This is a genomic window from Microvirga sp. Mcv34, assembly GCF_024519725.1.
Classification (GTDB): domain Bacteria; phylum Pseudomonadota; class Alphaproteobacteria; order Rhizobiales; family Beijerinckiaceae; genus Microvirga.
On the sequence record NZ_JALJRK010000101.1, the window covers coordinates 1 to 12,605 of the forward strand.

The 12,605-nt window shown below is 62.6% G+C and carries 11 protein-coding genes; 5 read left to right on the forward strand and 6 right to left on the reverse strand.

Annotated elements, in window-relative coordinates; translation table 11 throughout:
* The first annotated feature begins 1,473 nt into the window (after nt 1-1,473).
* Complete coding sequence (locus tag OC446_RS26495) at nt 1,474-2,295, forward strand: hypothetical protein (protein ID WP_262031981.1); 822 nt, start codon at nt 1,474-1,476, stop codon at nt 2,293-2,295.
* 196 nt (nt 2,296-2,491) lie between these two features.
* Here OC446_RS26495 and OC446_RS26500 read toward each other — a convergent pair whose 3' ends face one another.
* The 4 genes from OC446_RS26500 to OC446_RS26515 all read right to left on the reverse strand — a co-directional run bounded on the left by OC446_RS26500 (nt 2,492) and on the right by OC446_RS26515 (nt 6,497).
* On the reverse strand, nt 2,492-2,851 hold the full coding sequence (locus tag OC446_RS26500; RefSeq protein ID WP_410055152.1) for a DUF305 domain-containing protein: 360 nt from the start codon (nt 2,849-2,851) through the stop codon (nt 2,492-2,494).
* Between the two features lie 221 nt (nt 2,852-3,072).
* Entirely contained in the window at nt 3,073-5,577 is a 2,505-nt protein-coding gene (locus OC446_RS26505) for a glycoside hydrolase family 15 protein (RefSeq protein WP_262031982.1), read from the reverse strand.
* A 164-nt stretch (nt 5,578-5,741) separates the two neighbouring features.
* The gene (locus tag OC446_RS26510; protein WP_262031983.1) at nt 5,742-5,969 is read right to left on the reverse strand and encodes a hypothetical protein; all 228 of its coding nucleotides are present in this window, start codon (nt 5,967-5,969) and stop codon (nt 5,742-5,744) included.
* A gap of 141 nt (nt 5,970-6,110) precedes the next feature.
* On the reverse strand, nt 6,111-6,497 hold the full coding sequence (locus tag OC446_RS26515) for a copper-binding protein (protein ID WP_262031984.1): 387 nt from the start codon (nt 6,495-6,497) through the stop codon (nt 6,111-6,113).
* A gap of 325 nt (nt 6,498-6,822) precedes the next feature.
* On the opposite strand from OC446_RS26515, the gene gnd reads away from it, so the two are divergent.
* From gnd to OC446_RS26535, 4 genes are all read left to right on the forward strand, one after another.
* Nucleotides 6,823-7,803 (forward strand): phosphogluconate dehydrogenase (NAD(+)-dependent, decarboxylating), encoded by a 981-nt coding sequence (gnd, locus tag OC446_RS26520; protein WP_262031985.1) that lies wholly within the window; start codon nt 6,823-6,825, stop codon nt 7,801-7,803.
* A gap of 50 nt (nt 7,804-7,853) precedes the next feature.
* Nucleotides 7,854-9,377 carry a glucose-6-phosphate dehydrogenase gene (gene zwf / locus OC446_RS26525; protein WP_262031986.1) on the forward strand — a complete coding sequence of 508 codons (1,524 nt, stop codon included), beginning with the start codon at nt 7,854-7,856 and terminating at the stop codon, nt 9,375-9,377.
* Nucleotides 9,378-9,516: 139 nt separating this feature from the next.
* Nucleotides 9,517-10,257 carry a 6-phosphogluconolactonase gene (gene pgl / locus OC446_RS26530; RefSeq protein WP_262031987.1) on the forward strand — a complete coding sequence of 247 codons (741 nt, stop codon included), beginning with the start codon at nt 9,517-9,519 and terminating at the stop codon, nt 10,255-10,257.
* On the forward strand, nt 10,254-10,829 hold the full coding sequence (locus OC446_RS26535) for a gluconokinase (RefSeq protein ID WP_262031988.1): 576 nt from the start codon (nt 10,254-10,256) through the stop codon (nt 10,827-10,829). Before pgl ends, OC446_RS26535 begins: the two co-directional genes overlap by 4 nt.
* Nucleotides 10,830-11,236: 407 nt before the next feature.
* On the opposite strand, the gene OC446_RS26540 is transcribed toward OC446_RS26535, so the two are convergent.
* A complete protein-coding gene (locus OC446_RS26540) occupies nt 11,237-11,425 on the reverse strand; it encodes a hypothetical protein (RefSeq protein WP_262031989.1) in 189 nt (62 codons plus the stop codon).
* Nucleotides 11,426-11,565: 140 nt separating this feature from the next.
* The coding region (locus OC446_RS26545) for a heavy metal translocating P-type ATPase (RefSeq protein ID WP_262031990.1) at nt 11,566-12,605 on the reverse strand (1,040 nt) is incomplete at its 5' end.

Below are 12,605 nucleotides of genomic sequence, written 5' to 3' on the forward strand. Positions count from 1 at the left end.
CCATAGCGCAGGAACTGAATGTCGAGATCCTGGAGCAGCTCGAAGTCCGTCTTCCAATGCTTGTAGTGGCCGCACTTCTCCATCTCGTCGATCCGGGTACGGCCGTTGTTGATGGTCGGGTAGCTGTTCTCAATCCCGGTCGCGAACATGAACCAAGGTGCTGCCATCGCATTCCTCTCAGTCCGTACATCCCGCAGGTGAAAGCCAGCCTGCACTGCACCCCGCTAACGCCAGCATGGGGCTTCCGTTGCAGCCCTGCCCAGAGGCGTCACGCGATCGTTCATTCATGCGCACTTGGTGCCCCATTGCCCACCCGGCGATCTGCTTGGGCCATGAGGGCGGGTCTGGCTTGGAACCTATTTATGCGAAACAGGTTAGCTGACTGTGGCTGTTCCATCCGAGGAGATCGCGGCTCTGCCGCGCGCGCAAAATCGTCCCTTTTGACTTGGATCAAGGACGTTGCATGACCTGTCTGATATTAGGAGAATTGTCAGGCGCTTGAAATTAGGCGATCATGCCTCCAGTAGCCTTAACAAAGGAGAGCCTCAATGCGACATATTGTTTTAACAGCCGCTCTTGGCGCGCTCGCGCTCAGCACAGCTGGGGCCTTGGCCCAGTCGGCTACGCCGGTTCCGAATGCCAGCGGCTCGCAGCTGACGAACCCAGGCAGCTATGGCCACACCTCCCATCCCAACCTCGGGGCTGGACCGGCGCCTGGGGCACCGCAGCAGAAGCTGACCACCGGCAATCCTACGCCGGTTCCGAATGCCAGCGGCTCGCAGCTGACGAACCCAGGCAGCTATGGCCACACCTCCCATCCCAATTTGGGAGCGGGCCCGAAGCCTGGGGCCCCGCAGCAGCCGGTGACTACAGGCAACTGTGTGCCGGTGAGTGGTGCCAGCGGTTCGCAGGTGACAAACCCATGTGACTACAGGGATACCAAGCGTCCGTAAGCCCAGCGTTGACGATCTCTCAACGCTTGAGGGGTGCAGCCCTGTACAGCAGCGTAGATTTGGTGCGGCCGAGGGTGCCAAGCCAGATCTGCGCCGCATTACGTTAGGGGTCTGGTGACAGAACCGGAGCGCCATCCTCGACCCGAGGTGGGGTTTAGCAATCCGGTCATTCAGTCTCTGTAGATAGCCGTCCAACTGAAAGTCAGCAGGTCCCACCATACCCTGCTTCAATGCCAGCCGCTTGCCTTCACCTACCTACAGAATACCGTCAGATGCCCCACATAATGTTGTATCTTGCTCGGTGGGTCTCTCTCGAGACCCGAGCATGAGCAGTTGCACTCGTTCTGCGTTCGTCGAAGGCTCACGTGAGCCGACCCTGGAGCAGGCCATTCTGCGTTGGACGCTGCGGCCGCAGATCAAGCTGCTCGTCATATCGTCACTCGTGATCCCGACCACTTACCTCGTCCTTGAGTTCCCCAAGCACATCATCAACCATGTTCTTGCAGTCGGCGGACCCAAGATGGATCTGTTCGCATTCAAGCTGGATCAGGTCAGCCTTCTCATCCTGCTCTGCGCCGGTTATCTCGGTGCGATCACGCTGAATGGGACCATCAAGTACTATGCGAGCACCGCTCAGGGGCAGATTGCTGAACGGATCGTCAGGCGACTTCGGATCGCTGTCCTAAGAGCCCAAGCTCACTCCCCGGAAAGGGCAGATGGCCCGGCTCTGATCTCCGTTGCAATCAGCGAGTGCGAGCCCATTGGTTATTTCGGCGGCAGCATGCTGAGCGTGCCTGTCCTGCAGGGTGGAACACTTCTGACGAGTCTCGCCTTCCTTTTCATGCAGGATGTCCTGATGGCGCTTGCCGCTGTCGTGATGCTGCCGGTTCAGATTGCAGTCCTGCCTCGCCTCCAGTCGCGCATCAACGTGGCTGTCCGCAAACGGGTTCATGCAACGAGGAGTTTGAGTGCCGCCCTGTCTGGGACCCCAGAGTTCCCGGCGGCGCCTTCTTCAACCAGCCGCGAACGCTTGCGGCAAATCGAGGAGCTCGAGGCAATCAGGCTGCGGATCAACGAGATGAAGGCGAGACTCAAGAGTCTTTACAACTTCACCTCCAACCTGACCCCGTTCTTCTTCTTTACGGTGGGCGGTTATCTTGTTATCCAGAACCGCCTCTCGATCGGAGCGCTGGTTGCAGCGCTTGCCGCCTACAAGGAAATCAATCCCTCCCTGAGGGAGCTGTTTGGATTCCTACAGGCTTGGTCCGACGCGCGGGCGCGCTACGAAGAGGTCACCCGGACAATCAACTCAAGCAAGCATAGAGAGCTGGCTCAGCCATAACGGCGAGCCTTCACAACTGGGGCACTCGCATCGGGAATGGAGAGGCTTGTCATCCAACCTCATCTGTAAGCCGCTCAAGTGTTCCATAAGGCGCTGTTCAACTGGGCTAAGGCAGCAAGGCTCCAGCCCGAAGACTACAGGAGGGCTGACGGTGCAGCCCTCCACGATCTAACCCGTGCCAAGCTGAAGGAGCGCCTCAACGCTCCTTCCTCCGGAGTTCAGCCTGCAGTTCCTTCATGTCCTTCTCATTCTGCTCCTTGGTCTTGCGGGCCTCCTTGACCACATCGTCATCCTTGGAGTGCTTGAGCACGATCTCGGACATCTCCACAGCGCCCTGGTGGTGTGCAATCATCTGCTTCATCCAGGCCTTACCAGGATCCGGGTCCATCATGCCCTGCATCATCTCCTGGTTCATCTTCTGCATGGAGGCATGGAATTCCTGCTGTACCTGGTTCATGTTTTGCATGGTCATCCCCTGCATGCCTTGCGCCGATTGTCCTTGCATCCCTTGCATGGAGCCCCCCTGCATGCCACGGCTATGCTCCCCGCCCTGCATCTGCTGAGCGGCAACAGGAAGGATCGATGCAAGGAGGACGGCGAGAGAGGTGCTTGCAAAGAGGGGTGAAATCCGGATCATGTGCTGTCTCCACGGAAAGAACCTGCGCTGTAACGCGCGGCAGGGCAAAAGGTTCTATTCAAACCTCCTGCCGGGAAACACAGCTTCGCGGATCGTCCGGTGAACTGCGGAAGAGAATGCTTCCCTTGGCGGAAAAGCCCCTAAAGCTTGCTTGCAGATTCGCGTTTGGGGCCGCTCTCGTTGGTGGCTGCCACCTGAACCCGGGAATCAAACCCGATCCACTCGCCGTCGTTCCAGCGGATGGTCAGGTTGATCCATTGGCTGCTCCGCAGTCCGGCCGTGTCCAGGGAGGCGGCGTAAAAACCGAGACTTGTCTCTTCTGCCTGGGTCTCGGTGATCGCCTGCCAGCCGTCCCGGCCCCAGCGGACAGTTCCAGGCCGCGGCAGGGCGACAACAAGACGGCGTCCCTCAGGCATGGACCCGATCTTGGCATGTGGCCACCAGAATGAGCAGGCCGCTGCCCTTGGCTGTCCTCGGTAACGCTCCCACACCGCCTGCGGCCGATCAGTAGGATAGCCTAGGGAGCGCGACACGATCAGCTTGAGGAACTCCGCATGCGCCCAGGCGAGCGGCATGGCAGATCCAGTCGGCCGGCCCGGGTAAAGGCGGCGCTGTGGAACCGCTGCCGCGTCCCACACCTGCTCGGGGATCATGCCGCCGGGGCTCGCGGTCGCCGCCATGGTGTGTAGGGTCGACAGGGGATCCTGGCCGACGAGGACGTCGTAGTGGCCGCGCTCGCCGGCCAGCAGGGGCCACGGCCGCCCGACACCGGTGCCATCGAAAGGGCCGCCATCCTCGTGCTCGCCGTAGCCATCGCCATTGTAGCGGCGCCACACCGGCCCTGCCGGGGTGTCGACCTTGAGCAGGTGGTCGACCACCGTGAGGCTGTCCCGCACCAGCGGATCGCTCGCGCTGCGCAGGCCGAACCGCACCAGTTGCAGGAAATCCGTGCTGACCTGCTCGCTGGCCCGAAGGCTTGCCTCATCGGCGCGGTTGCGGATCGGGACAGGTTCCTCTAAGGAGCGGCTGCCGTTCTCCAGGACCGAGAGCGGAGCAGTGCGCACGTAATAGCCGTTGACGCCGACCCGGTGGGCCAACCCGGTCCCGTGCACAGCGGTCCACTGGTCGAGACTGGCGTTCCAGAAATCGGCCAGCTCAAGAGCCCAATGCTGTGCCGTCGCGTCGAGAAAGGCGCTGCCCGCGACCAGAGCGGCGATACAGGTCGCAAGCGTGAAGGTGTTCAGGCCTGCGTTTTCCTCCCACCGGTCCTGGTCGGTCGACGGGCCCCGCTTGGCAATACAGCCGAGCGCCCGGCGGATCATGTCGTGCGGCTCAACGCCCGCAAGCGCATCACGATCTGCAAGCATGGCTGCGAGCAGGACCGGAAACGCCGTCTCGTCGAGCTGAATGCCCCGCCAGTAGGGCTGGCCACCAAGCCACTGGTTCTGGTGCCAGTGCCCTTCGGCATTCTGGGTTGCGATCAGGTAGCGCAGCGTGTCACGGGCCTCGGCCTCACCGCCGAACGCCAGCAGCCCGCCGGCGCACGCGACGAGGTCGCGCGGCCAGACGAGGTGATAGCCGCCGCGCTCATTGCCGCTGTCGCCCCAAGGCACGCTCAAGCTCGCCACCATGGCGCCGGGATAGGTCTTGTCGAGGTGGGTGCGCAGCACCGTGCTCGAGGTGACGAACTGGTCCTGCAGATCCTGAGGAACATCCGGAGGACGTGCGCAGCACTCGCCACAGCGGCGATGCCAGGCGCTCCAGTCAGACCTCTGCCCCGCCAGCAGGTTGTCGAAAGGCTGCATCAGAGAGGAGACAGCCAGAGTAGCGGCCGCCTCCCGACTGCTGCCAAAGCCCAAGGCGAGGACACACTGGTGCGGCAGCTCCGCCATGAGCGCGACGTTCCCCGGACCGGCCGCGGGATGCTCCCAGGTCATCGCACGATTGCGCGCAAAATCCTGCCAGCCGTCGCTCGCACCCACATAGCCTGCGCTGGCCCGCAGGATGGCATCCCGCTGATGGGCGTCGACGGCTGAGAGCGCCAGCGCAAAAGGCGGGCGTTCCGCCCACAGCACGTGTCGGCCGCGATGGCGAGACACGGTGGCGCGGTTTCCGTGCCCGGTTGCCCCAAGATGGGGCGCCAACAGCACGTAGAGGCGCAAGGCCGGCTCGGGGCTCTCCAGCGCACATTCGATTGCCAGGACGTCACGGCGCGGGTCCGGCGATACTCTGAGCCGCAATGTGTAGCGTGGATGGGAGTGCACGATCTCGTAGGCTGGAACACCGGGGGCAATGGAGCGCAGGCGATACTCGGCACTGCGCTTCACCTCGGCCCAAAAGCCTTGCCCATCGGCAACGATGAAGCCCAGATCACGAATTTGCGGCAGATCCACGCGAGGCCAGTAGACCTCGTTGACGATCCCATGACCAAGGGTGAACCACAGACGCGCGGGTCCCAACGAGCCTCCGACCACATCCTTGGCGCTGCTGGTCCAGGTTGGGGGAATGCCGGGGGCTCCCGGTGCATCGGACACGGGGTCCGGCTCCCAGTCGGGGGATAGCGGACGCGCCCGCATCGACTGCACGGCGGCCACGGCATCCGCCGGCGGCAGGATGAGAGGCTTGACTGACTGACGGACATCCATACGGTTGGGTATCTCTATGACGGGTTCAACGATTCGCTTCAGCGAGGGCGCAGCGGACTCGCACTACGCTCACTCTCAAGGCCTCAGGTACCCGCTGTGAGAAGCCTGCTGAATCCTGGTTGGGAGCGGAGCTGCCGCATGCGGCACCGCTCCTCGCGCCTCACTTACATACGATGGCCGGGAGGCATGGTCTGCATGTTCATGTTGCCGCCGGACTTTGAACTTTTCCTGGCCTTTTTGGCTTTTTTCTTATCAGTGGCAACAGGCGTCACGAGGCTGGCCGAACTTTCAGTCAGGCTCTGGCCCGGTGCGCCAACGAGGGCTGGCCTCGCAACGGTGAGGTTGCCGCTTGCAAAGGTCAGGGCGGTTGCAAGAAGCAGTGTCTTACGCATTTGAGTTCTCCTTGAGGAACGTGAGCCACACCGGCGGCACCCGTTGACGACAATACGAGCGGATGCCATCAGTTCAGATGCCTGGGGCAAAAACGTCCTGCATCTGAGAAGGATAAGAAGAGCGGCTGAGCAACTGCGGCTTCACCGGCCGATTTTGGTGATGCGCGTCACCATCACGGCTCCTCGGCGCCGTGCGGCCTCGAACCTGATGGTGTCGCCCGCTTTGACGCCGCGCAGCACCTCCGACCGGCTGACATGAAACACCATCACCATGGCGGGCATCCAGATGCTTTTGTCGGCGCTGCCGATCTCTGGGTGCAGAACGGTGACCGTGCCAGCACCGGGATCAACAGCCCGGACCGTTCCTTGGGCATGGACGTGGTCCGCCATGGTCCCGCGGCTGAGTTCGATCTGTTCCATTCGGCTCAGCCATTCGATATTGGTCATCGCCGCAAAACCGAGACCCGGGGCGATGATGAGACCCGCTCCGAGGGCGGCCGCAAACCTGAGCTTCGAAAACCAAATCACCTTGTCCCTCCACCAAGTCACCGGATGCGCCGCATCTGCTGTAGATGGCGTGCAACATCCATAATATAGCCACCCAAGCATGGGCCGCCCTTGATCCAGATCAAAGTCAAGATGCAATGGTGATGTCAAGGTTATGTCAAGGATGGAGACGGACGACTGAGCGGGATCCAATGCACCAGGTGAGCCATTGAGTTGCGAGTTCCAGGATGCTCAGCCAAGGTCCCATGGCCTGCGGCAAGATGAATTGGCAGATGCCCAGGTCACGGCAAGCGGCTTCTTGGGTGAGCCGCGATCAAGCAAATGTTGTGCTGAAGGGAGAACATTCGTGCAACTTGGCATCGTTGGTCTTGGCCGCATGGGCGCGAACATCACCCGGCGGCTGTTGCGTGGTGGGCATTCATGCGTGGTCTACGACCGCAACTCTGAGCCGGGCCTTCAACTCGCGGCTGAGGGCGCTGAGACTGCCCCCGATCTTCCCGCCTTGGTCGCGGGGCTTGAGCCTCCCCGGATTGTCTGGATCATGCTGCCCGCAGGCCCCATCACGGAGGCGGCAATTCAAACCCTCGCCGGGTTGCTCGCGCCAGGCGACGTGATCATCGACGGCGGAAACACCTTCTGGAAGGATGATATCCGCCGCTCTCGTGAGCTCGCCGGCAAGGGGCTGCACTATGTCGATGTGGGGACGAGCGGTGGTGTCTGGGGCCTGGATCGGGGCTACTGCATGATGATCGGCGGCAACAAGGCTGTCGTCGATCGCCTCGACCCAATCTTCAGGGTGCTGGCGCCAGGCCGCGGTGACATCCCGCCAACATCCGGCCGGGAGGGGCGGGACCCTCGAGTAGAGCACGGCTACATCCATGCTGGCCCAAGTGGCGCAGGTCACTTCGTCAAAATGATCCACAACGGGATCGAATACGGGATGATGCAGGCCATCGCGGAGGGCTTTGACATCCTGAAACACGCGAACACGGCGGAATGGTCGCCAGAGCAGCGGTTCGAGCTCGACCTCGCCGATGTGGCCGAAGTCTGGCGGCGGGGCAGCGTGGTCTCGTCCTGGCTGCTCGACCTCACGGCCATGGCGCTGGCCGGAGACCCGCACCTGGAGACGTTCGAGGGCTATGTCGAGGACTCGGGCGAGGGTCGCTGGACCCTCCAGGCTGCCATCGAAGAAGGGGTGCCGGCGACCGTGCTTTCCGCCGCGCTCTACGCCCGGTTCCGCTCGCGCCAGGAGCACAGTTTTGCCGACAGGATGCTCTCCGCCCTGCGCCAGGGGTTCGGCGGGCACATAGAGCCGAAGAAGAGCTGATCGGTTGCACACCGCATGATTGGGGAGAGCCGCGTATGATGGATATGACGATGACTGCCCCGAGCTCCTGCGGCTCGAAGCCTGCCCCGGACTGCACTCTCGTGATCTTCGGCATCACCGGTGACCTGACGCATCGGCTGCTGATGCCGGCGCTCTACAACCTTTCGCGCTGGGAACTTCTGCCGGAGCGCTTCGCCATGATCGGCGTGGGCCGGAGTGGGGTCTCGGTCGATACCCTACGCGACGACCTCACCGGAACCATGCGGGGGTTCATCGCTGAGCGAGGCACCGGGCTCGCAGCAGAGGGCTTCGATGAGGGTGCTTGGGAGAAGGTTGTCGGTCGGCTGGAGTACCTTGCAGGCGATGTCACCGATCCGGCGACCTACAGGGAGCTCGCGGGGCGCATTGCGGCCTCACAAGAGACCTATGGCACCGGCAGGAACGTTCTGTTCTATCTGGCGGTCGCCGCACGGTTCATTGGGCCGGTGGTGAACGGGCTCGGCGAAGCGAGGCTCACCGGACAAGAGGCGGGCGCTTGGAGGCGGGTGATCATCGAGAAGCCGTTCGGACATGATCTCGAATCCGCCAAAGCGTTGAATCGCGATATCCTTGCCGTCCTGAGCGAGGACCAGATCTTCCGGATCGACCACTTTCTTGGCAAGGAGACCGTTCAGAACATCCTGGCCTTCCGGTTTGGCAACGGCCTGTTCGAACCCTTGTGGAACCGGGACCGGATCGATCATGTCCAGATCACTGTCGCCGAGACAGTGGGCGTGGGGAAGCGGGGCTCCTTCTATGACGCCACCGGTGCCCTGCGCGACATGGTGCCCAATCACCTGTTCCAGCTCTTCACCATGACAGCCATGGAACCGCCGACGTCTTTTGAGGCGGATGCGGTGCGTGACAAGAAGGAGGAGGTGCTGTCGGCCGTGCACCTTCTGCCCGACGCTGCGGCCGTACGTGCGCAGTACACGGCTGGGATAGTGCATGGGCAAGCCGTCCGCAACTACCGCGATGAGCTCGACGTGACCCCGAACTCCCAGACCGAGACTTTTGTCGCGCTGCGACTGATGGTGGACAACTGGCGTTGGGCCGGCGTGCCGTTTTATCTCCGTACTGGCAAAGCAATGGCGAAGCGTGATACCGAGATCGCAATCCGGTTCAAGCAGGCCCCCTTGGCGCTCTTCCGGGGCACTGGGGTCGAAGCCTGCATCCCAAACTGGCTCGTGCTGCAGATTCAGCCGGACGAGGGCATCTCGCTGCAGTTCGGCGCCAAGGTGCCTGGCCCGGAGGTCCGGCTTGGCGCGGTCAACATGGACTTTCTATACAAGGACTACTTCCAAAGCCCGCCGAGCACCGGCTACGAAACCTTGATCTACGATGCCATGATGGGTGATGCGACCCTGTTTCAGCGCGCTGACAGCATCGAGGCGGGCTGGCGGGTTGTTCAGCCGCTGCTCCGTGCTTGGTCAGGCAGACGCGACACGATGACCACCTATCCGGCCGGCAGCGCCGGGCCAAAAGAAGCGGATGATCTCCTTGCCCGTGACGGCCGGGCCTGGCGCCCGCTGTGAACTGGCTCCAGGTCGAGATGAGATCCGCAATGCTCTCACATTCCAATGCACTGCGCCTGTCCCTTCTGATTGCTGGACTGGCGAGATCGTGCGCCGATTGGAACGGGCTTTCAGCCGAACACCTGGGAGGTGTCGATCAATGAGTATTGTGCCGGCGAATGTCCGGATTTTCGAGACCGGGGAGGCTGTCGCGCAGGCCGCGGCTGCTGCGCTCTGCGAAGCTGTAGCGCATTCTCTTAACGACCGGGTTTCTGTCTGTCTGGCTGGTGGTTCGACGCCAAAGCGCCTCTACAGGCTTCTGCTTGAGCCATGTCACAGCGACCGAATTCCCTGGGATCGGGTTCATTGGTTCTGGGGCGATGAGCGCTTTGTCCCAATGCGGGACGAGCGCAGCAATGCGCGCATGGCCTGGGGCGCGTTTCTGGCCTATATGCCTGCGCCGCTTGAGAACATCCATCCTGTGTCAATGAACACAAACAGCCCTGCGCACAGCGCTGAGTTGTATGAGCAGGAACTTAAGCGCTTTTATGGTGCCGACGAGCTCGATCCCGCTCGCCCGCTGTTCGATCTCGTGCTGCTGGGGCTCGGGCAGGATGGGCACACGGCCTCGCTCTTCCCCGGTTCGCCGGCATTAAGCGAACGTAAGCGCTGGGTGACATCTGTCGAACGTGCCGGCATGGAGCCCTACGTTCCTCGGGTGACCTTGACCTCCCCTGCTCTGGCATCAGGCCGTGAGGTGCTGTTTGTGGTAAGTGGCGCCGGCAAGCAAAAGGCTCTCGCTCAGGTGTTGGCCGGGGAGGATCTTCCCGCAGCCCATGTCCAGCCGGTTGGCCGGTTACGCTGGTTTGCCGATCGTGCCGCCGCGCCGGAGGACAGATGATGATAGCACAGCCGCCGAAGATAGACTTGGCCCAGCACAAATTGCCATCAGTGATTGTCGTCATGGGTGTTTCCGGCTCCGGCAAAAGCACCATTGCTTCAATGCTGGCATATCAGCTCCATTGGGAGTTTGCGGATGCCGATTGGTTCCATCCGGCTGCCAACGTTGAAAAGATGCACAGCGGCGTGCCGCTGACGGACGAGGACCGATGGCCCTGGCTTCAGGCCATTGCCACCTGGATCGATGCGACGCGCAGTGCGGGCAAACACGGCGTCGTCGCCTGTTCGGCCCTGAAGCGGTCTTATCGCGACATCCTCGTTGGGAGCCGACAGGATGTTCGCATCGTGTACCTTCAGGGCGAGCGGGAACTGGTGGCCCGCCGCGCGGCGATGCGCAGTGGACATTTTATGCCTGGAAGCCTTCTGGACAGCCAGTTCAACACCCTTGAGGAACCTGGACCAGAGGAGCAGCCGATTGTTGTCTCCATAGCAGCCAGTCCGCAGGAGATCGTGACAGCGATCCTGGAGGGGCTTGGAGCAATAGCAACTATGTCACTGGCGGAGAATGCCTGAAACACTGGACCCAGTCATAGTACAATGCAGAGAAGGTGAGCCATTGCAGGCGAGTGGCTCAAGCTTAGGGCCGCGCTTACGCACGCTCCTTCACTTCTTTTTGTAGATCAAAACGGTGTCAGGCCCGCTGCTCTCCGCCTCCACGACGAGCGAGTTTGGGCTGCAACGGCATCAGGCTATTCCCTGAACCGTTGTGTGCGTGGTGCTGTGCGCATCGAGGCGGGCCGTCCCGCCAGGCAGCGGCTGGCACTTGGGAGCAGAGGCAGGTGCTTGCTACTGGCAATTGTCAAAGGCGCTCTTGCCACGCCTCCATGATGCGCTTCCCCGGAAACTGGACCGACGCCCGATATCAGTTCCTTCAGACCGATCCGGCAAGCAGGCATTAATTGTTATGTCCGCCATGCCGATCATGGCCTGCATGCATGAACAGGTGCAACAGTGGGCAGGGCAGCCACAACATGGCCCGAGTGGTTCATGAAGAGGTAGATGCCCAGCGCGGCCAGCGCCAGCGTGAGGCCCCATCCCAAAGGAGTGCCGACCAGGAGGGCGCGCCACTTGTTGGGAGGTGTCGCAGAGAGCTTGGGTGTGGTGTTCATGACGAAGGCTCCGAATCTGGATCGTCACGACAGTAAGGGGTCGGCCCGCGGCGTGCTTTGATTTCTCTCAAGGCTGGAGGATTGTGATCCGCCCTTGCGGAACCGGGCAAGCCTCGGTGGAACTTGCCCGGCCCGCTTGGTTACAGGCGGACGGCCCGCAGGCGAATGGCGTTGCCGATCACGCTGACCGAGGAGAGCGCCATCGCGGCGGCCGCGATGATCGGCGAGAGCAGGATGCCGAAGAACGGGTAGAGCACCCCTGCCGCGACCGGCACGCCGAGCGCGTTGTAGATGAAGGCGAAGAACAGGTTCTGGCGGATGTTGCGCATGGTGGCGCGCGACAGCCGATGCGCCCGCACGATGCCGGTGAGGTCGCCTTTCAGCAGCGTCACGCCCGCGCTCTCCATGGCCACGTCCGTACCGGTGCCCATGGCGATGCCCACGTCCGCCGCCGCCAGCGCCGGGGCGTCGTTGACGCCGTCGCCGGCCATCGCCACCACACGGCCCTCGCGCTTGAACTTCTCGACCACGGCGCTCTTCTGGTCCGGCAGAACCTCCGCCTCGACCTCGTCGATCCCGAGCCGGCGGGCAACGGCCTTGGCCGTCGTCCAGTTGTCACCGGTCAGCATCACCACGCGGATGCCCTCCTCCTTCAGGCCGGCCAGTGCCTCGGGCGTTGTCGCCTTCACCGGGTCGGCGATGGCGATGGCGCCCGCCACCTTGCCGTCGATGCCGGCGAAGATCGCCGTCGCGCCGTCCTCACGCAGCCGGTCGGCCTGCTCGGCCAGCGGGCTGACGTCGATGCCATGTTCCACCAGGAACTTGGCGCTGCCGAGCACCACGCGCTTGCCCTCGACCGTTCCGTAGGCGCCCTTGCCGGTGGGCGAGTCGAAGTCCGAGACCGGGGCCGTCGTGATGCCTTGCTTCTCGGCCGCTGCGACAATGGCGACCGCGAGCGGGTGTTCGCTGGGGCGTTCGGCGCTGGCCGACAGGCGCAGCACCTCGGCCTCCGTGAAGCCTTGCGCCGGGACGATGGCGGTCACCGCTGGCCTGCCTTCGGTGAGCGTGCCGGTCTTGTCGACGACCAGCGTATCGACCTTCTCCATGTGCTCCAGGGCTTCCGCGTTCTTGATCAGCACGCCGGCCCCGGCGCCGCGGCCGACGCCGACCATGATCGACA

What these genes read in the sequence shown, in the direction of transcription:
- OC446_RS26495 (WP_262031981.1), top strand. Translation starts at nt 1,474, where the DNA reads ATGGATCTGTTCGCATTCAAGCTGGATCAGGTCAGCCTTCTCATCCTG.
- OC446_RS26500 (WP_410055152.1), bottom strand. Translation starts at nt 2,851, where the DNA reads ATGCAGGGCGGGGAGCATAGCCGTGGCATGCAGGGGGGCTCCATGCAA.
- OC446_RS26505 (WP_262031982.1), bottom strand. Translation starts at nt 5,577, where the DNA reads ATGGATGTCCGTCAGTCAGTCAAGCCTCTCATCCTGCCGCCGGCGGAT.
- OC446_RS26510 (WP_262031983.1), bottom strand. Translation starts at nt 5,969, where the DNA reads ATGCGTAAGACACTGCTTCTTGCAACCGCCCTGACCTTTGCAAGCGGC.
- zwf (WP_262031986.1), top strand. Translation starts at nt 7,854, where the DNA reads ATGACTGCCCCGAGCTCCTGCGGCTCGAAGCCTGCCCCGGACTGCACT.
- pgl (WP_262031987.1), top strand. Translation starts at nt 9,517, where the DNA reads ATGAGTATTGTGCCGGCGAATGTCCGGATTTTCGAGACCGGGGAGGCT.
- OC446_RS26535 (WP_262031988.1), top strand. Translation starts at nt 10,254, where the DNA reads ATGATGATAGCACAGCCGCCGAAGATAGACTTGGCCCAGCACAAATTG.
- OC446_RS26540 (WP_262031989.1), bottom strand. Translation starts at nt 11,425, where the DNA reads ATGAACACCACACCCAAGCTCTCTGCGACACCTCCCAACAAGTGGCGC.